The following is an 18,675-nucleotide window of genomic DNA, read 5'->3' on the forward strand; positions in this document are numbered from 1 at the left end:
CGCGCCCTTCCCGGACACCTCGATTCTGGCACTCTCGACCCGAGAGTGCTAAGAGGCATCGCCCAGGGTGAAAAAATAGAGCATCGAAGTGTGACCTGGGACCATGATCCGCTTCCAGGATCGGCCGATCCGTGGAACAATGAGCCCTGCACCACTGACTCACCATTCTTCAGGAGGCATCTAGTGGCCATCGCAACCCCGGAGTCCTACGCGGACATGCTTGACCGCGCCAAGGCTGGCAAGTACGCCATCCCCGCGATCAACGTCACGAGCTCCCAGACCCTCTCCGCTGCCCTCAAGGGCTTCGCCGACGCCGAGTCTGACGGTATCGTCCAGATCTCCAACGGCGGCGCCGCCTACTGGTCCGGCTCCTCCCGCCTGGACCGCGTCACTGGTTCCCTCGCCTTCGCCGCCTACGCCCGCGCCGTCGGTGACCTCTACCCCGGCATCGTGGGCCTCCACACGGACCACTGCCCCAAGAAGTTCCTTGACTGCTGGATCCACCCGCTGCTGGAGATCGAGGCCGAGCAGGTCAAGCGCGGCGAGCTGCCGGTGTTCCAGTCCCACATGTGGGACGGCTCGGCGGAGTCCCTGGACGACAACATTGAGATCGCCGTGGACATGCTCAAGCGCTCCCGCGCGGCCCACACCGTCCTCGAGATCGAGATCGGCGCTGTCGGCGGCGAGGAGGACGGCATCAAGGGTGAGGAGAACGCCAGTCTCTACACCACTGCCGACGACGCCTACCGCGCCATCGAGGCCCTGGGCCTGGGCGAGAACGGCCGTTACATCACGGCGCTGACCTTCGGCAACGTGCACGGCTCCTACAAGCCCGGTCACGTCAAGCTGCGCCCGGAGATCCTGGGCGAGATCCAGGCGGACGTCGCCAAGCGCCTCGGCGACCGCCTCCAGACCAAGGTCGGGGTCAAGGACTCGCCGTTCGACCTGGTCATGCACGGCGGTTCCGGCTCCACCGACGAGGAGATCGCCACCGCGGTGCGCAACGGCGTCATCAAGATGAACGTCGACACCGACACCCAGTACGCCTTCACCCGCCCGATCGCGGACTGGATGTACCGCAACTACGACGGCGTCCTGAAGGTCGACGGCGAGGTCGGCTCCAAGAAGAAGTACGACCCCCGCGCCTGGGGCAAGGCTGCTGAGGAGGGCATGGCCGCCCGCGTGGTCGAGGCCTGTGAGCGCCTCGGCTCGGTCGGCTCCGCCAAGCGCTGAGCAGCTGCCCGCAAGGGGCGGTACCGCCGCGGCCCTAGGGGTCGCGAGCCACACGGTCGGCCCGGTCTCACGCTGGTGGGGCCGGGCCGACCTGATCCCGATCGTTACCAAACTGTGTCTTGTGCGGGAGCGTTCTGCATGAGATACTGAAATGGATGTATAGCTATCCCCGATAGAGGGTCTCATGACTTATAGGTACATCCACATCCCCTCCCTTTCCTCCCTTGTCTCCCTCGTCCTGGTCGTGCTCCTCACGGTTGGTGCCACCTCCCCGTCGTTGCCGGACGGTGAGGTCCCCCTGGGTGGAGGTGGGGCACTGACCTGCCGGTTCTTCCCCTGGCTGTGGTGGTGCCAGGTATGAGTGCCGGGCAGGTGCCTGGCATTGGTGGCCAGCTCCCTCTGCGGCGTCAGGCAGAGCGGATCCTCGCTCGTCGGGAGGTGGTCCCGGCGGGGGCGGCGCTGGCCCTCCTGGTCCTGGACTGGATTCCGCCAGGTGTCCAGAGGCCGTCAGGGCTCACTCTTCTCGCCTCAGTTGTTATAGCGGTCTGCGTGGGGCTCTCGGGCTGGTACCCACGGCTCGCGGGCGGTGCCGCCCTGGTGGTGACGGTGGTGGTGAACGCTCTTCCCAGTGACGTCGCCGTGCTGACGGCGCCGGCAATCGGCTCGGTCCTGGTGATCGGCGGCTGGGTGGCACGTCGCTGGAACCTGGCCGTACTCGTAGCGGGCACGGCCCTGCTGGCTGGCTCAGTCATAGGTGGTGACCCCGACCGTGTCAGGTCCTTCGTGGCGTGGTCCTTCCAGATCGTCGTGGGGGTCGGGGTCGGGCTGGTAGTTCGTCTTTATAAGGACCGCCTACAGGTGGCCGACGAGCAGGTCGGGTACTGGCGTCTCAGGGTGGAGGCCGAGGACTCCCGGGTGCGCTCGGTCCTGGCCGCGCAGCTCCATGACTCGGTGGTGGCCTGTCTGGCCCGGATCGTGGTGAACACGGAGTACCTGATCCGCGAGCCGTCTAGGGGCCGCACGCAGGTGTGCGAGGAGCAGATCCTGGCCGACGCCCAGAGCGCGATGCGGCAGATCCGCCAGATCATTCACGCGAGCACCCCGGCGGCTGAGGCGGTCCGAGACGACGGGTCCTGGGTGGCGGTCCTGAAGGAGTACAGGACGCTCCTGGCTGCTGCCGGCCTTGAGCTCCGCCCCTCAGTCCCCTCGGAGCAGGAGCTGGCTGAGGTGCTTGACGGTCCCCGCCTGTCGGTACTGGCGGTGGCGTTGAGGGAGGGCTGCCTCAACGCCCTGAAGTACGCCGGACGAGGGACGTCGGTGAGGGTCCAGGTGGTGCTTGACCCGGACCAGGTCGAGCTCATGGTCAGGTCTACGACGGCCCCGTCGGGCACGCCCGAGGAGGCCTGGCGCAGGGGGCTGGAAGGCGGCATGGGCCTGACCATGCTGACACGCCGGGCTGAGCAGGTCGGAGGCTACGTCAGCTACGGGCCCCTGAAGGACGACTGGCTGCTTGGAGTCGCCCTGCCGCACCCCGCGGCAGGGGTAGGAACAGATCACGGCACCGACGAGGTGCCGCTAGACAAGGAGGAAGAACATGACTGAGAACACTGGTGCTGCCTCGGAGAAGAAGGAGCCGGTCCGCGTACTCCTGGCTGATGATGACGAGGGGTACCGCCGTCAGCTCAGCAGTCTCCTCGGCACCGTCCCCTACATTGACGTGGTCGCTGTGGCTGGAGACGGTCGTGAGGCTCTTAATGCGCTGGAGAAGTGTCAGGTAGACGTGGCACTTGTAGATATTGCTATGCCATCTATGGATGGCGTTGAGGTGACCAAGGTCATAACTGAGTGTTATCCGGATACGAAGGTCGTCATCCTCTCGGGGCTGGTGCCTGAGGACTACATCGAGAAGGTCCTGGCCACCGAGACGATGGGGTTCCTGACCAAGGACATGGGAGTGGACGACATTGCCAGGGGTCTGCGTGCAGCCTCCCAGGGGCAGCAGGTGCTCGGCCCCGAGCCGACGAGGCTCCTGGTGGAGGGCTACCGGCGGCAGGCCCGCTTCCGGGAGGAGAACGCGGACTTCCTCGAGGGCGTGAGGAAGCTGCCGAAGCGCCAGCGAACAGTGTACGACATGCTGGTCCTCTCCTACCAGAACAAGGAGATCGCGAAGGCCATCGGGTACTCCGAGGAGAGTGTGCGCCGGGACCAGATGAAGATCCGGTGTCAGCTCGGCTGCAGCAGCCGTACGGAGCTCCTCCTCAAGGCCGCCAGGCTCACGCAGTACTGAAAACTGTAACGTTTGTGAAGAGCGGCGGAGCCAAAAAGGTGCGATCCTAAAGGAGGGGGTCGTGAGGCCGCGGCCCCCCGACCGTTTCTCACAGGAGGGTAACAATGTCTGTGCTGAAGAGAGTGAGCTCGATCCTCGCTGCCGGTGTCCTGATCGTTGCGGGAGTGATGCCGTCGACGGCGTCCGCAGCTGGGCTGCCGGAGTGTAACACTGGGTGGTCAGTCGCGGTCCGGGTCGTGGGTGGCTCCAGTGAACCGCGGGCCTACGTGCCCGGCTACTACTCAAGTGGTGGCTGGTCTACTCGGAGCTGCTGGCTTGATGAGGATGGTGTGCCGCGTCCGTGGAGGAAGGAGGTGGAAAGGCTTCAGGTTGGGCTGTACTACAGCAATGCTATTAGTAGCTGGGATGGGTACTTCGGGCCGGGCACTAGAAACGCTCTGGTTAACTTCCAGTCCGCAAGTGGGCTCTATCCTGACGGCGTGTATGGGCCGAATACGGGGAGCGTCATGACTTGGCGTGAGATCTACGGCGGAGCCAAGGGGCGGTGGATCTGGTGAACAGTCATAGGAGCATGATCAGTCATTTGATCGGACTAGGCAGCGTAGTTGTCCTGGTTCTTGTCTGTTCGGTGACTGGTTCCTGCTCTACCTCGGTGGATGGCGAGGTGGCGTCATCCACCGAGGGGGCTAGTTATGGCGCGGTGGAGCCTAGTTCGTCATCTGGTGGGGAGAATTCGCTGGGGGTTACTAAGGACATTAGTACCTGGGCTCTCCCTTTTGATGTGATCTTCGATCAGGAGCTCTCAAGGCTGCAGGTGCATCTGGTGCACGTGTGGACAGATGAGTGCATGCTAAAGCATGGGTTCCCGGACTACGAGATCCTGTCCTCGGTCGACGTCCCCTACCCGGAAACTAATCCGCATGGTTTCTCGGCTTTGTTCAATAGTGTGATTGCGCAGAAGTACGGTTACCGTAAGGCTCCGGATCCGGGTTATCGTTACAGTTCGGGTGGTGTCGAGAACAGGGATCGCTCCTATTTTGAGGACAAGTCGCAGGCATTTAAGGACCAGATGTATGCTTGCGTGAACGAGGCGACTGTGCGCGAGAAGGGTCCGGTTCCTACGGGTGAGCCGCCAATGAGTAAGCCTGGATCTTATGAGTCGGAGCTTAACCAGTTTGTGGTAAGTAGTTCTGATCCTGCCCTGGCTGCTCAAGCTAAGGCCTGGGTGGAGTGCATGGCACCACAGGGTATTAGTGACCTGCCCAGTGCTCCTTGGACGCTGCAGAACTATAAAGCTATGCCTGAGTCGCTCAGGGAGCGTTGGGACTGGTGGCCTCTGGGGGATGCCAGTGCTGATGAGATCCAGGTGGCGACCTTTGACGCCGGGTGTCGTGAGTCCTCGGGGTGGAACCAGGCCCTGTACGACCTGACCTGGGACCGCCAGGTTGCCTTCATTGCCGCTCATCACGCCGATGTGCAACGGGAGCTGGACGTTCAAGCTGCCGAGAAAGTCCGCTTGCGTGACTTGTTGTCTCAGGCCACTAACGGGGCAGAGGGTGGTTCGTGATTGCAGAGAGTGTCCGTGACGCCTCTAGATTTTTTGGGAACTCGCCGAAGATTCTGGGGCGTCACGGACATTGTCTGTACAATGGTTTTTAGATTTTCGGTAACTTGCCCTTAAGGAGGAGAGGAAGTGGTCGCATACCGTTTACGCGTGCGCTCCATTATTGTCATCACAGTAGGTTTGACCGCGCTCCTGGGGGCGTGCTCTCAGGAAGGAGAGACAAGCGGGCAGGGGTCCTCGGTGCCGCCTGGTGGGCAGGTCGCCTCCACGGGTAGTTCTGCTGCGGGGGGCGTTGGGGCCGAGGTCACGAAGGATCAGTCTCATTGGACTCTTCCCACTGACCCCTACTATGGTGGGCAAATTTCGGCTTTGACTTCTCAGGCCGAGGAGACCGTGGTCAAGAACTGCATGGTCAAGGCCGGGTTCTCTGACTATCGTGTGCGTATGGATGCTTCGGCGCCAGCGCCCGCCAACCTTGCTGGTGACGGTATCTCCGTTCTCTTTAACGAGACCACTGCGAAGCAGTTTGGATACCGTCGGGCTCCCGATCCGAGAGATCTTCTGGAGGTGGAGACCGAGGCTTCTGGGGGTGACCTTTTTAATGGAAAAAGCAATGAGTTCTTTGACCAATTGGACATCTGCAACCTAGAGGGGCAGGCCGTGGTGGCAGGGGTGAGCGTCGATGAGTTCAAGGCGAGCCATCAAGAGTCGGCAGGATCGGCAGATGCGGTTCAAGAGAATCCTGCGTCCATCGGATCCCAGCTCAATCGGCTTGCTGTGGACCTTAATTCGCCTGAGTTGAGTGCGGCGGCTGCGTCGTGGCGTGAGTGCATGGCGCCCCTGGGGATCTCTGACCTGCCGGACCGTCCCTGGGACGCGGGTTCCACGGGAGGACTTCCTGAGTCCCTTCGGGACAAGTGGAACTGGAGGCCGATCGCTACGCCGTCAGCTGATGAGATCGCTACGGCGAGCGCTGACGCCGCCTGTCGGGCCTCCTCGGGGTGGACCGACACCCTCTACCAGCAGGAGTGGGACACGCGCCAGGCCTTCGTGGACGCCCATCGCGCCGAGCTGGCACCTGTCCTAGCCGAGCACCAGGCCAAGGCCGCCCGCGCCCGGGAGATTATCGCCAAGGGAGGAGCATAAGGTTAGGCAGGAACGAGTAAGAGGACCCAGAGCTCCACCATGAGGTGCCCTAGGTGGCACCTCATGGTTGGTTGCTACGGAGTCGAGTCATTTCCGCGTATCTAGATGGGTCAGGAGGCTCGTCGAAAGTCGAGTCATCCTGGTGCGCTCACACGTAAGAGGTGTATGATTCTCTGTAGGAGGTACCGCATCGCGACCATCGCACACGTCGTAGTGCCCTAGCAACGAGGGCGACTGCGACTGCGGCGACGGGAAGCCCGGTGCAGATTCGGGGTTTCAGGAAGGTGCCTCGCAGTCTCGGATGTCATCTATAACGGTTTGCGTCCCAGAGAGCAATAGTATTGACAACCATAGCGCTTTATGTTCCTGAACCGTTCGACGTACTTATCCATGAGGAGAACAGACAATGACCGACAGTCGCTCGTCCCTACGTTCTATTAGTGCTGCCATGCTGGGTGTGATTATGGTCCTGGGGGCGTGCTCCCAGGGAGGGGAGACAAGCGGTCAGGGGGCTTCGGCGCCGCCTGGTGGGCAAACCTCGCCATCTACAGTTGCAGCTTCTAGCGCCGTCACGACGACAGGGGCCGAGGTGACGAAGGACCAGTCTCATTGGACCCTTCCCACTGATCCCTATTATGGTGGGCAGACTATGGCCTTGACCCTTCAAGCCGAAGGTACTGTAGCCAGGAACTGCATGGTCAAGGCCGGGTTCTCTGACTATCGTGTGCGTATGGATGCTTCGGCGCCAGCGCCCGCCAACCTTGCTGGTGACGGCATCTCCACCTTCTTTAATGAGACCACTGCCAGCCAGTTCGGATACCATCAGGCCCCTGATCCTCGGGATCTTCTGAGGGACGAGGTCGAGGCCGCTGGAGGCAGTCTTTACGCCGGAAGAGGTGACGGGTTCCTTGACCAGCTAAGTATCTGTAACCTGGAGGGGCAGGCTGCTGTGGCGGGGGTAAGCGTGGAGGAGTTTAAGGAGCGGTTCAATAAGTCGGTTGAGGGCGCTCAGGCTGATCCTTCCTCTATTAGTTCCCAGCTTAACCGGCTGGGAACAGACCGTACCTCTCCTGAGTTGAGTGCGGCGGCTGCGTCGTGGCGTGAGTGCATGGCGCCCCTGGGTATCTCTGACTTGCCGGACCGTCCCTGGGACGCGGGTTCCACGGGAGGACTTCCTGAGTCCCTTCGGGACAAGTGGAACTGGAGGCCGATCGCTACGCCGTCAGCTGATGAGATCGCTACGGCGAGCGCTGACGCCGCCTGTCGGGCCTCCTCGGGGTGGACCGACACCCTCTACCAGCAGGAGTGGGACACGCGCCAGGCCTTCGTGGACGCTCACCGCGCCGAGCTGGCACCTGTCCTAGCCGAGCACCAGGCCAAGGCCGCCCGCGCCCGCGAGATTATCGCCAAGGGAGGTGTCTGAGCTCCACCTGCCTACCGCCCCCGTAATCCCCGTGGAATTTCCCTTACCTCACCCCTAGGACCCAGTATGCGTCTCATCCGAACCTCTCGCTCCGATTCCTCAGCCACTCGTGAGAAAGGCGTCAGGGCGCGCTGGTGGTGGGCGGTACTGGCCGTGGTCGCCGCCGTCGGACTCGTTGCCGGGACCTGGGCACTGGCCTCCCGCTTCGAGTCCCCGGCACAGCGCGAGGCAGCCGCCGCACCGCCCTCCGCCAATGCCGTCGTGGTGGAGGTGACTCGTGGTGACCTGAAGGAGCAGACCACCGTCATGGCCTCTGCTGAGGCCAGCGGGGCCCGCAGCCTGCCCCTTCCACGCCCCAACGGGACCGCAGTGGTCACCGCTACCGGGGTGAACGTGGGCGAGGACCTCAGCAGCGGCCAGGTGGTGACCTGGGTCAATGACCGGCCGGTGTTCGCCCTGGCTGGTACCTTCCCCATGTACCGGGACATTGGTGAGGGGGACTCCGGTGCGGACGTGACCATGGTCCAGGAGGCCCTGAGGGACCTGGGCTACAACATCACGGCCACCGGCAGCTTTGGGCCGCTGACCGCCTCCTGCATCCAGAGCCTCTACCAGAAGGTCGGCTCCCAGGCCCCGACGCGCCCGGCTGCCTCTGGTGACGGCCCCGGGGACTCCTCCTCAGCACAAGGCGGGGCCGACAAGGACGACGGGACCCCCGCGCCTGCCGCGGCCCCGGCCACCAAGGCCGCCGCGCAGATCATGCTGCCGGCCTCAGAGGTCATGGTGCTCTCAGGCCTGCCCTCCAAGGTCGCACAGGTCCCCGACGTGGGTACGGTCCTGACGGACAGCAGCGCCACCCTGGGACTGTCCAGCTCCACCATGACCTTGACCGCGCCGGTCCCCGGTAACATGGCCGCCCGCCTGGGGAGCGGCAAGGTCTCGGGGACAGCCGTCCTGGACGGTACCAGCGTGCCGGTCAAGGTGGCCTCAGTGGACGAGAAGAAGCCGGACTCCACCGGTCAGGGCGGTGAGGGGGCAGGCAGCCCGGGCAAGGAGGGCTCCCGCGACTCCGGAGGAGGGGCAGGCGGCTCAGGATCCGTGGCCTCCCTGACGCCCACCAGCGGGGAGATCCCCGCCTCCTGGGCCGGACGCAAGGACGTGCTGGTCACCCTGAACCTGACCGCCCCCCTGACCGGTGTCCTCACCGTGCCCCAGCGTGCCATTGCCACAGACGCTCAAGGCTCCTCCAGCGTCCTGGTCCAAGGGGCCGACGGGGGCTTCACCCAGGTGACGGTGACCGTCTCCGGCTGCGTGGCCGGCACCTGCGCACTGGCTGAGCCCGAGGCCGGCAGCGTCCTGACTGAGGGCGCCAAGGTGAGGGTGGACCGCTAATGGCCACCCTCACCCTGGAGCACGTGTCTAGGACCTACCGGGGCGCCTCACCCGTGGAGGCCCTCAAGGACGTGTCCCTGACGATCAGCCAGGGGGAGTACGTCGCTATTGAGGGGCCCTCCGGCTCGGGCAAGTCCACCCTGCTCAACCAGCTCGCCCTGCTGGACGTACCCACCGAGGGGGAGTACCTCATTGACTCCCACCCCACCACCGGCCTGTCCGACGCCGGGCGGGCCCGCCTGCGCAGCGCCACCTTCGCCTTTATCTTCCAGTCCTTCCACCTGCTGGAGGGACGCAGCGTGCTGGACAACGTGGCCCTGGGCACCCTGTACCGGGGCCTGGCCGCCTCCCGCCGCCGGGAGCTGGCCCGTCAGGCCCTGGAGGTCGTAGGCCTGGCCGCCAAGGCCGGGGAGCGGGCCGCACGCCTGTCCGGGGGTGAGCGGCAGCGGGTGGCGATCGCCCGGGCCATTGCCTCGGGCGCCCCTGTGGTGGTGGCCGACGAGCCCACCGGCAACCTCGACTCCGCCAACTCCCTGACCGTGATGGAGACCCTGGAGGAGCTCAACACCAGGGGCTCCACCCTCATTGTGGTCACCCACGACCCTGCCCTGGCGTCCCGGGCCCGACGTCGCCTGAAGGTCCTGGACGGGGTCGTCACCGACACCACCGAGCCGGTCGCCCCCGCTGCTGCCGGTAGTGCCGCCGCCAGTCCGGCCAGCGTTGCCAGTCCCGCCAGCGCCACCAGCCCCGCGACCCCGGCCCGCAGCACCGGCCCGTCGCGCCGCCACGCCGCCCGACGCACCCGGGGCACCCCTGGCCGCCGGGCGGGCGCCGACCCGGGTGTCCACGAGCGCGACACGCTCCTGCTGCCCTCCGCTCAGGACGGCTGCCCGGACCGGCCCGCGGCCCCGCCCTGGGAGGTGCCCGTCCCGGAGGGGCGGGACTCACGGGTGCGGGTGGCTGACGCCCTGGCCGACGCCTGGCGGGGACTGTGGACCAAGACAGGGCGGACGCTGGCGCTCATGGCCGCCGTCGCCCTGGGCGTGGGCCTGGCCCTGACCACCATGGGACTCTCCCAGACGGCCTCAGGCCAGGTATCGGACATCTTTGACGCCCAGCGCAACCAGCGGGTGGCCATGACCTCACCTGACCTGATGCAGAACCCCGCGCCCGCGGCCGAGCTCCTGTCTACCACCGCCATGGACCGGGTGGGCTCCCTGGCCGGGGTCAGGGAGGTGCTCGTCTACTCCGTCTACGAGCAGGCCCCCGTCGCCACCACCCCCACGGACGCCGCCAACGAGGCGGGGAACCAGCGCTACGAGGTCGTCGGACTGGTGGGTGGGCGCGTCCCCGCCAGCATCCTCACCCTGGACAGCTCCGGACCCTCCGTGACCACGCTGGGGCCCGGCGAGGTGATCGTCGGCACCCAGGTGGCCACACAGATCCAGCTCGGGCCCCTGGCGGCCTCCCCGGCGATCTGGGTCGACGGCGTCCCCATGCGGGTGGTCGGGATCCTCAAGGACGCCGGGCTGCAGGTCACGCTCATTAACTCCGTCATTATGGCCTCCGACCAGGTCACCGGGAAGGCCCGGTACGCGGGTGCGGAGATCAAGGTGGCTCCCGGCGCCGCCCCGCAGGTGGCCGCCCAGGCGCCGGTGGCCTGGCTGCCCACCGCCCCGCAGGGCGTGACCGTGAACGCGCCGCCGGACCCCATGAGCCTGCGTGAGTCCATTGAGTCCAACGTCACCACCATGCTCCTGACCCTGACAGGTGTCACCCTCCTGGCCTCCGTGCTGTCGCTGACCAACTCCATGACCACCGCCGTCTTCCAACGCACAGGTGAGCTGGGGCTGCGCCGGGCCATTGGCGCCCGACGCACCCACCTCACGGCGCTCATTCTCAGCGAGTCCCTGACCATTGGGACCCTTGGCGGGCTCCTGGGTGCCTACGCCTCGGTCATGGTCATCCTCGCCGTCACGATCGTCCGGCACTGGCAGCCCGTCCTGGACCCGGTCCTGGTGCCCCTGGGAGTGGTTGGGGGCATCGTGGTGGGCACTCTGGGCGGGGCCCTGGCCACCAGCAGGGCCGGGCGCATCCAGCCCTCCGACGCCCTGCGGACCACCTAACGCCGGGTGGGTTGCGGTATCTGCGCAGGTCAGGCGCCTAAAAGGAGGCCGGGCGAAAACTTAAACGTTTGTGACGCCCTCTGACGGGCCCGGAGGGTGGACAATGGTTGCCAGGTGCCCCGCCCCTCCTGGGGGGCGAGGCCCTCGCTCCTGACCGGAGCCACTGAGACCACGGCGAGCAACTAGGGAGCCTGACGGTACGTCACCACTTCCAACGCCAGGCATGCTTCCTGGACCTGCGGGAGCCTGGAGTCACGTGTTAGACGGGGGCGCTGCATGAGCAGTAAAGATATGGATACCCGATCCAAGGCCTCTTGGTGGGTCGGGCGCGCGCCTATGGTGAGACGCGCGTTTTGGTGGGGCGGACTGGTACTGCTGTCTCCTGCTCCGATGTCATTTCTGGACATGACGGCAGTTCATGATTTCTTCTCAGTTTTCCCTTCCCCCCTCAAGGTGCCGCCATCGGGTTCGAGTCGTAGTGCCGCAACGGACCTAGCGGAAGTCATTGAAGAAGAACGTATCATTGCCACGCTCGTGGCTGGCCTCCTGCTTTGGCTTCTCTGCATTCTATTTAGTTCAGATGAAGCTAGCTATAAATATTATTCTAATATGCAGTCTGGCCCCATGTCGAAAAGCAGTATCGCACAACGTGTAGTTATTTGCGTTGTGTCCGCCGTATTTGCGCTCAGTGCTGCCGTGATCATCCTCCTATTCTCAATCTCTATCGATTTGTACTACAATCCAACTCCTTGATGACGTTGTAGTGCAGCCACGGGACGTAACCGTCTCTCTTGCGCTATACGGAACGTCGTTCCGGGACTCCTCGTTTGAGGAAGGGGATCTGCTCCACGGGTCCCCAGGGATGTGCCGGACCTGGGCAACTGAGCCTCAAGACGGGGAGCAGCGCTGCGTGCGAGACAGAAGAAGATCCAAGATCAGCATCCCGAGCGGACCGGACCCGCATCCAGAACATGCATGCAGAGCGGGCGTGTTTTGTGTGATCCTCTTTATTTTCAGCACAACCTAGTGTATGCTAGAGACCATGAACAGCGTCGAGAAGAATGTTCGCAACAAAATTGTGAAGGACGAAGATCACCTTATAGTTAGACTGGTTACGTACTTCATTGCGCTGACACTTGTAAAGTGTGTGAGCGATTTGTCTATTGGGTATCAGTGTTTGGTCCATGGTTCATTTTGCGTCGCTCCAGCGATTTTGACGTAGCTGCGTACTTCGGTATAACTGCTCTTATTGTACCTTTCATCCTAAACTTTATCGTGTACGTTGTAATTCTTTATGTTGACGGAAACTATCGTTTGCGTTCTCGTGAAGTTGTGATGTTTATGAGTCTCTCATATCCGTTAGGGTCGTATATTTGTCAACTTATATTTGACGGATTTCGTCTTACTCGAAGATTTTCCCTTTACTCGATGTATATTGCTTGGAACGGATGGGGGGACAGCTCTGCGGCGGTCTTTCGAGCGCCGATCATGTTTTTTGGTATCTGGGTGCTGGGTATGATATGGTTGGGCTTCGCGAGCGAAGTAACACGTCCACGTTATCCTCAGCGGAAAGCTCCGTCACGGACAGACAGTACTTCCGAGCCGACAGGAGCGACTCAGGCAACACGAGGGACGCTCAAGAAGCATTTTGAAGATTCTATCCAAATACTTCTTGGTCCGATCGTTGTGATGTTTGCGGTCATGCCTTTAAGCTCATGGTGGGTCAAGCGTGTCTCTGTGCTCAAGCGCGTCCTCTGGTGGGGCGGCCTGGTCCTGATGTCACCTGCAATAATGTCACTGTTTTACTGGCGTGCTGTCTGCCGCTTCTTTGCGTTTTCTTCCGCGCAGGTTTACGAGACTGGTGACTCGCTAAATCCGGAAGCATTCATCTTAGGACGCATACTCCTGTCGATCTTGGCGGGTGCCCTATGCTGGGTTCTCTGTGGCGTTTTCGGTACGCTCCTGCGTTGTGTGGAAACTGCAAACCTGCCGCGCCCTACAAAAAGTAATGATAATCGATTGGTGGTCGCGGCGGTGTCAACCGCGTTTGTCGTATCAGCCTGTCTCGTCGGACTGATCTGTCTGATCGGCATTAACCTTGATGGCGTCTCGAGCTCCTTTTGAAGATAGGTATTCCAAACTCTGCGAGGGCCGGAGTGAAGCCGTGGGCCGTCCTGGTGTACACTAGAAGCTTGCAGGGTATCGAGGAGAACGTGGGAGACAGGCGTGGAGGACAGTAGCTTCCGACCCGGTAAGCTCGTTGTTTGCTTCGTGGTGCTGACGTCCGCGGCGTGCTTGTATGGTGCTACCGTTGATCTTCATCCGATCTTTAAACTGTTGTATGACATAGGGCCAGGACTTTTCTACTTGGCCAGTCTGGTTTTCATGTTCTCGCCGAGCCTCATCGGTTGCATTCTGATTCGCCGGTTCGGCAAGGGCATATGGTTGGAGCGATGGGAGGCGAAGATGCTTATCGGGCTGTCGTTCCCAATGGGGATGTACTTGTGCGACATTTTGGTGTCATGCTCCCACGCCGAAGCTTCCTTCATGACGTCGCTGTACGCCGCATGGAAAAACTGGGACAATGACCCCAGGATATTCGTGCGGCCCCCGACCGTATTTCTGATCGCATGGGCTATGGGCTTTGTGTGGGCGGCGCTGGCAAACGTATTGGCTCATCCGCGTCGTACGTGGCACCGGATCGACTCGTGGATAAACAGTTTACCATATAGGTCGCAGATGTCAGCGTATCGTGAGAGCCATCAGAACGCCTTGCAATATGGTTTCGTGGTTCCTGTCAAAGAGAATCACGATTTGTCTGCCGTGGCACCTGCAGGCACCTTTGTAGGCTACTGGGGTGAACGTGCTTCCCTGATCAAGCGCACTCTCTGGTGGGTCGGTCTGATACTGCTGCTCCCAGCCCCTGTGTCACTGCTCTACCGACGTGCAGTGTTCAGGTTGGATAGTCCTGATGTGGAGGTGCTCGTCATGGAACGTATCCTCATGTCGATCTTGCTGGGGATCCTGTGCTGGATCCTCAGTGCTGTCTTCGACGTCCTCCTGCGCCGTCGTCCCGAGAGCACGACCCCACCGTACCCTGCAGCAAGCACCGACAGACAGGTAGCAGTCACCGCAGTGTCAACCGTACTCGTCTCATCTCAGCCTGTCTTGTCGCACTGCTGTGCCTGATTGGCATTAGCCTGCACGGGGTCTCAGTCACGTCCTGAGATATGGCGCGGACGAGGGTCAGGGCCCGGCTGTGGGCTCTGGTACTTGACTCGCTATCGGGTTGTGAATCATGTCGAGGAAACTTTGGATGGTGATCCTGTGAGAGATAATGACGACCGGGGACGCGGGCTGGCCCTGTGCTTCACCATAGTAGTGTCAGTTATCTATCTGGCCGGAGAGTATCATAACCGTGTTGCGCAGCTGTTCTATGGCACCTTAAACCTGGCTGTCGCTGCGTTCTTGGTCATCATGCAGTTTCTCCCGAGCGTCATGGGAGGAGCCGTGGTGCGCATATTCGGCAGAAGACTGAGGCTGGATCGGTGGGAGTCCAGGTTATTTATTGGGTTTTCTCACCCCCTGGCGGCTTATATCTACGAACTCGTGAGGGAGGGAGACGCTCGCGGTGGCCCGTTCCCGCAGTCGCTGTATGTTGCGTGGAAGGAATGGGGTAATGGGTCCATAATGAATGTCTGGACCTTGCTCGCGCTCTTATTGCTCTGGGTGTTAGGTGTTGTGTGGGTGAGCCTGGCGGACATACTGTGGCACCCGCTTCGCAGCTGGAGGTGGATTAGGTCGAGAATGGCCGACAGAGTATCTGAAGCACAGGCGACGGTGTTCTGTGAGAGCCCTCATGAAAGCATGGAATATGGTTCTGCGCCCCAACTTGAGGCAGGCTCTGGCCCAGCTGCCGCGGTACCTGTGGACGCCTTTCTGGGCTACTGGGGTGAACGTGCCTCCGTGCTCAAGCGCACTCTCTGGTGGGCTGGGCTGATGCTGCTGCTCCCAGCCCCGGTGTCACTGCTCTGCCAACGTGCAGTGCATCATCTCTTCACGCTCTTCCCCGTGCAGGCACTCGGTTCTGATGCCGCCGTGGAGGTGATAGTCCTGGAACGTGTTCTCATATCGGTCTCGCTGGGGATCCTGTGCTGGATCCTCTGCGCCGTCCTCGACGTCCTCCTGCGCCGTCGTCCCGAGAGTACGACCCCACCGTACCCTGTAGGGAGCGTCGACAGGCAGCTGATAGTCACCGCGGTGTCGACCGTACTCGTCATCTCAGCCTGCCTCGTCGCACTGCTGTGCCTTACCGGCATTAACCTGCACGGGACCACGGCTGCGTCTTGACGTATGGCGCGAGCGGGGCGAGGTTGATTTGCGGGGGGTGGGGGTTCCTGGTCTCTCGCGGCGCGGATTCGGGTGGCTCTATGCGGTCTCCTGGATGATCTTCCGCCTGTCTGCTGATCCGGTCCGTGTGCGTGTCGCAATCTGAGGATCAGAGCAGTGGGCACTCTCTGCCGCGTCGGGGCCCGGGCTCCTGATCTGCGTGGACATTGAGTGTACAAAGGTGAGGACGGGGTGGGGTCGGCTCTGATCCTCAGATTGCGACAGAACCGTCCGCCCACCACCGCCGTGGCCGTGTATAACCCCCCGTCCCCGCTCCAGGTGCGGGGCGAGGCGGGCTGACGGTGCCATAGCACCCCAGGTGCGGGGCAGGGAACCCCTAGTCCGGGCCACGGCTGGTGGCGACGGGCGGCTGCCGGGCGCCACCCCGGCCAAGTCACCGATTATGGCCGGAGTTAAGCAGGGCCGGTGCGTGGTGGCGTGCCTGGGGGGCGGGGTCGTGGTCGAGGGTGTGGTCGGTGGTGACTGGTCCCGGGCTGAGGACGGCCCGCTAGAGGGCGGGTTCGCCACCTGACGAGGACGCCCCGTTCCCCGTTCGTCACGTCAGCCCACACGAGGCCGTCCTCTACCAGACCCTCGCAGACACCAACCAGGAACCCCGAAGAAACCGCCCCAGAATACCATTTTGTTTAATTTCGACTATAAATAAATAGATGGCACACAATGATGTCTAGGAGCGTAATGACGGTAAGAACGGATGACACGGTGCTGACGGCTGCGCGCCTCAGGATAGTCTCTGCCGAGGGCCTCGCCAGTGTTGTGGCATCCCTGGACACGAAGACGGCAAAGCTGAGCACTGCGCAGACGCCCCAAAGGACGAGTCCGACCATGAGCGTGACCATGAGACGTTTCTCCTCGAGAACCTGCAGCGGGGATGTAGGGCCCTCATGACCTGAACCTGCATCTAATGCGTTAAGCGGAACGGGGAAGACCGCAAAGAAACTAAGGACCTCGTCTCTGTCCAGGAACGATAACGGGGCAGCGGACAGCAGCGTCAGACCGGACCACCAGAACGCGCGCTTCAGTGCCGACGCCCGCTTAGTCCACGAGAGGTCGTCCGCCCGGTCCTCTGTCGCTTCGTCGTTCATACTGGTGTCCTGTCTGGCCGGGTCGGGCCGATTGCTGCGCCTCGCTGAGCCTGAGCAGCGCCGCGCACGCCGAGACCGGGTAATGCGAGCACTATAACGCCGAGGCCTGCACCTCATCTGCCGGTTGAGGACGTACCTGGTGAGGGTCCGCGCTCCTGGCGGGACCCGAGCGGGACCCGGCTCGCCAGCCGTCTGCCCGCACCACCCGCTCCAGCCCCCGACGGGACCCGAGCGGGACTCAGGCTCGTCCTGGGCGACGGGGTGCCGAGCCGGCCGGGACGGGGTCCGCGTCTCAGGCGGTACCGCGTCCGCGATGTATGCGCGCTCATGACGTGTTTGTGAGCGAGCGGATCGCGTCCTCGCGCGACGAACTTGTTACGTCCGTCTCACGTTTCAGTAACGACAACGTAAAATACCTGGTATCACGCCAACTAATGATCGTTTTTTGTGCAATCTTGCAGATCTTGCAGGAAACGGCCTCCCGGTGTGAGACGATTCGCCTGCTGCCGGGCGCGCCGCCGGTGCCCGCCCGGCACGCAGCCGCACCCGGCCGCCACCACACCCCCTGCGAACCACCTGGTCCGCCTCACCGTCCCTGTCCAAAGGAGGACTACATGCGACTCGTCTCCCGCCGCTCAGTGCTCGGCGGCTCCGCTGCCCTCGCCATCGCCGCCACCCTCGCCGCCTGCTCGAGCTCCGATTCTGGCTCCGGCTCGGACGACGCCAAGGGCAGCATCTACTTCCTCAACTTCAAGCCCGAGGCGGACGAGGCCTTCAAGTCGATCGCCTCCACCTACAAGGAGAAGACCGGCGTCGAGGTCAAGGTGGTGACCGCCGCAGCCGGAACCTATGAGGCGACCCTCACCTCTGAGGTCGCCAAGTCCGACCCACCCACCCTGTTCAACCTCAACGGCCCCGTAGGCTACTCCAACTGGTCGGACTACGCCTCCGACCTGTCCGACACGGACGTCGCCAAGGCCCTGACCGACGCCTCCCTGGCCCTGAAGGGCGACGGCCACGTCGTCGGCGTCCCGCTGGCCATCGAGGGCTACGGCATCATCTACAACGCCGCCATCCTCAACAAGTACTTCGCGCTGGAGGGCGCCAAGGCCAAGAGCGTGGACGAGATCAAGGGCTTCGACAAGCTCAAGGAGGTCGTCGAGGACATGCAGGCCAAGAAGGCCGACCTCGGCATCGACGGCGTCTTCGCCTCCACGTCCCTGGCCCCCGGGGAGGACTGGCGCTGGCAGACCCACCTGGCCAACTACCCGGTCTTCTACGAGTACCGTGACGACAAGGTCGACGACCTCAAGGAGATCAAGCTGACCTACTCGGACAACTACAAGCAGATCTTCGACCTCTACCTGGCCAACTCCACCGTCAGCCCCACCGAGGCCACCGCCAAGCAGGTGACCGACTCCATGAGCGAGTTCGCCCTGGGCAAGGCCGCCATGATCCAGAACGGCAACTGGGCCTGGTCGCAGATCGCCAAGGTGGACGGCAACTCCGTCAAGGAGGAGGACATCCACTTCCTGCCCATCTACATTGGCGTCAAGGGCGAGGAGAAGGCCGGTATCGCCATCGGCACGGAGAACTACCTCACCGTCAACTCCCAGGCCACGGAGGCCAACCAGAAGGCCACGCGGGACTTCCTCACCTGGCTCTTCACGGACCCCGAGGGGGCCAAGCTCGCCTCCGAGAAGCTCAGCATTATCGCGCCCTACAAGGCCTACGCCGACCTGGCCCCCAGCGACCCGCTGGGCAAGGAGGTCGTCACCTACATGGGCAACAGCGACCTCTACCCGGTCACCTGGGCCTTCCAGACCTTCCCCAGCCAGGACTTCAAGAAGCAGCTCGGCCAGCACCTGGCCCAGTACGCCTCCGGGAAGGAGGAGTGGAGCGCGGTCAAGGACTTCTTCACCAGCCAGTGGAAGACCGACAAGGCGGCCGCCTCCTGAGCCGCGCACCGGCCTAGCTCCAGGCGGCGGTGCCCGGCCAAGGCCAGCCGG

Annotated in this window: 15 protein-coding genes; all 15 read left to right on the forward strand. The window is 62.9% G+C overall.

From position 1 onward, the window contains the following. The first annotated feature begins 183 nt into the window (after positions 1-183). Complete coding sequence (gene fbaA, locus JJJ15_RS08840) at positions 184-1,233, forward strand: class II fructose-bisphosphate aldolase (RefSeq protein ID WP_200510489.1); 1,050 nt, start codon at positions 184-186, stop codon at positions 1,231-1,233. A gap of 184 nt (positions 1,234-1,417) precedes the next feature. Next, positions 1,418-1,594: a hypothetical protein gene (locus JJJ15_RS08845; RefSeq protein WP_165271646.1), complete on the forward strand. Its 177-nt coding sequence runs from the start codon at positions 1,418-1,420 to the stop codon at positions 1,592-1,594. Next, the gene (locus JJJ15_RS08850) at positions 1,591-2,835 is read left to right on the forward strand and encodes a hypothetical protein (RefSeq protein WP_200510490.1); all 1,245 of its coding nucleotides are present in this window, start codon (positions 1,591-1,593) and stop codon (positions 2,833-2,835) included. The genes JJJ15_RS08845 and JJJ15_RS08850 overlap by 4 nt, the downstream gene beginning before the upstream one ends. After that, on the forward strand, positions 2,828-3,520 hold the full coding sequence (locus tag JJJ15_RS08855; protein WP_200510491.1) for a response regulator transcription factor: 693 nt from the start codon (positions 2,828-2,830) through the stop codon (positions 3,518-3,520). The genes JJJ15_RS08850 and JJJ15_RS08855 overlap by 8 nt, the downstream gene beginning before the upstream one ends. A 104-nt stretch (positions 3,521-3,624) precedes the next feature. Further along, entirely contained in the window at positions 3,625-4,077 is a 453-nt protein-coding gene (locus JJJ15_RS08860; protein WP_200510492.1) for a peptidoglycan-binding domain-containing protein, read from the forward strand. A 14-nt stretch (positions 4,078-4,091) separates the two neighbouring features. After that, a complete protein-coding gene (locus tag JJJ15_RS08865; RefSeq protein WP_200510493.1) occupies positions 4,092-5,087 on the forward strand; it encodes a hypothetical protein in 996 nt (331 codons plus the stop codon). Between the two features lie 390 nt (positions 5,088-5,477). Continuing rightward, a complete protein-coding gene (locus JJJ15_RS08870) occupies positions 5,478-6,230 on the forward strand; it encodes a hypothetical protein (protein WP_200510494.1) in 753 nt (250 codons plus the stop codon). Positions 6,231-6,960: 730 nt separating this feature from the next. Next, positions 6,961-7,653, forward strand: a complete 693-nt coding sequence (locus JJJ15_RS08875) for a hypothetical protein (RefSeq protein WP_200510495.1) — start codon at positions 6,961-6,963, stop codon at positions 7,651-7,653. 66 nt (positions 7,654-7,719) lie between these two features. After that, complete coding sequence (locus JJJ15_RS08880; protein ID WP_200510496.1) at positions 7,720-9,045, forward strand: hypothetical protein; 1,326 nt, start codon at positions 7,720-7,722, stop codon at positions 9,043-9,045. Beyond that, positions 9,045-11,171: an ABC transporter ATP-binding protein/permease gene (locus tag JJJ15_RS08885; protein ID WP_200510497.1), complete on the forward strand. Its 2,127-nt coding sequence runs from the start codon at positions 9,045-9,047 to the stop codon at positions 11,169-11,171. Before JJJ15_RS08880 ends, JJJ15_RS08885 begins: the two co-directional genes overlap by 1 nt. Before the next feature lie 390 nt (positions 11,172-11,561). Further along, positions 11,562-11,924 (forward strand): hypothetical protein, encoded by a 363-nt coding sequence (locus JJJ15_RS08890; protein WP_200510498.1) that lies wholly within the window; start codon positions 11,562-11,564, stop codon positions 11,922-11,924. A 390-nt stretch (positions 11,925-12,314) separates the two neighbouring features. Next, a complete protein-coding gene (locus JJJ15_RS08895) occupies positions 12,315-13,295 on the forward strand; it encodes a hypothetical protein (protein WP_210338791.1) in 981 nt (326 codons plus the stop codon). A 102-nt stretch (positions 13,296-13,397) separates the two neighbouring features. Beyond that, positions 13,398-14,360, forward strand: a complete 963-nt coding sequence (locus JJJ15_RS08900) for a hypothetical protein (RefSeq protein ID WP_200510500.1) — start codon at positions 13,398-13,400, stop codon at positions 14,358-14,360. A 138-nt stretch (positions 14,361-14,498) separates the two neighbouring features. After that, positions 14,499-15,521 carry a hypothetical protein gene (locus JJJ15_RS08905; protein ID WP_200510501.1) on the forward strand — a complete coding sequence of 341 codons (1,023 nt, stop codon included), beginning with the start codon at positions 14,499-14,501 and terminating at the stop codon, positions 15,519-15,521. A gap of 1,759 nt (positions 15,522-17,280) precedes the next feature. Further along, positions 17,281-18,624, forward strand: a complete 1,344-nt coding sequence (locus tag JJJ15_RS08910) for an ABC transporter substrate-binding protein (RefSeq protein ID WP_200510502.1) — start codon at positions 17,281-17,283, stop codon at positions 18,622-18,624. Positions 18,625-18,675: the final 51 nt, after the last annotated feature.

The organism is Actinomyces sp. HMT897, assembly GCF_016626125.1.
GTDB lineage: Bacteria > Actinomycetota > Actinomycetes > Actinomycetales > Actinomycetaceae > Actinomyces.

Excerpts from the sequence above, each read along its gene's own strand:
- JJJ15_RS08885 (WP_200510497.1), top strand. The coding sequence starts at position 9,045 with ATGGCCACCCTCACCCTGGAGCACGTGTCTAGGACCTACCGGGGCGCC.
- JJJ15_RS08875 (WP_200510495.1), top strand. The coding sequence starts at position 6,961 with ATGGATGCTTCGGCGCCAGCGCCCGCCAACCTTGCTGGTGACGGCATC.
- JJJ15_RS08860 (WP_200510492.1), top strand. The coding sequence starts at position 3,625 with ATGTCTGTGCTGAAGAGAGTGAGCTCGATCCTCGCTGCCGGTGTCCTG.
- JJJ15_RS08910 (WP_200510502.1), top strand. The coding sequence starts at position 17,281 with ATGCGACTCGTCTCCCGCCGCTCAGTGCTCGGCGGCTCCGCTGCCCTC.
- JJJ15_RS08880 (WP_200510496.1), top strand. The coding sequence starts at position 7,720 with ATGCGTCTCATCCGAACCTCTCGCTCCGATTCCTCAGCCACTCGTGAG.
- JJJ15_RS08850 (WP_200510490.1), top strand. The coding sequence starts at position 1,591 with ATGAGTGCCGGGCAGGTGCCTGGCATTGGTGGCCAGCTCCCTCTGCGG.
- JJJ15_RS08865 (WP_200510493.1), top strand. The coding sequence starts at position 4,092 with ATGATCAGTCATTTGATCGGACTAGGCAGCGTAGTTGTCCTGGTTCTT.
- JJJ15_RS08890 (WP_200510498.1), top strand. The coding sequence starts at position 11,562 with ATGTCATTTCTGGACATGACGGCAGTTCATGATTTCTTCTCAGTTTTC.
- JJJ15_RS08855 (WP_200510491.1), top strand. The coding sequence starts at position 2,828 with ATGACTGAGAACACTGGTGCTGCCTCGGAGAAGAAGGAGCCGGTCCGC.
- JJJ15_RS08845 (WP_165271646.1), top strand. The coding sequence starts at position 1,418 with ATGACTTATAGGTACATCCACATCCCCTCCCTTTCCTCCCTTGTCTCC.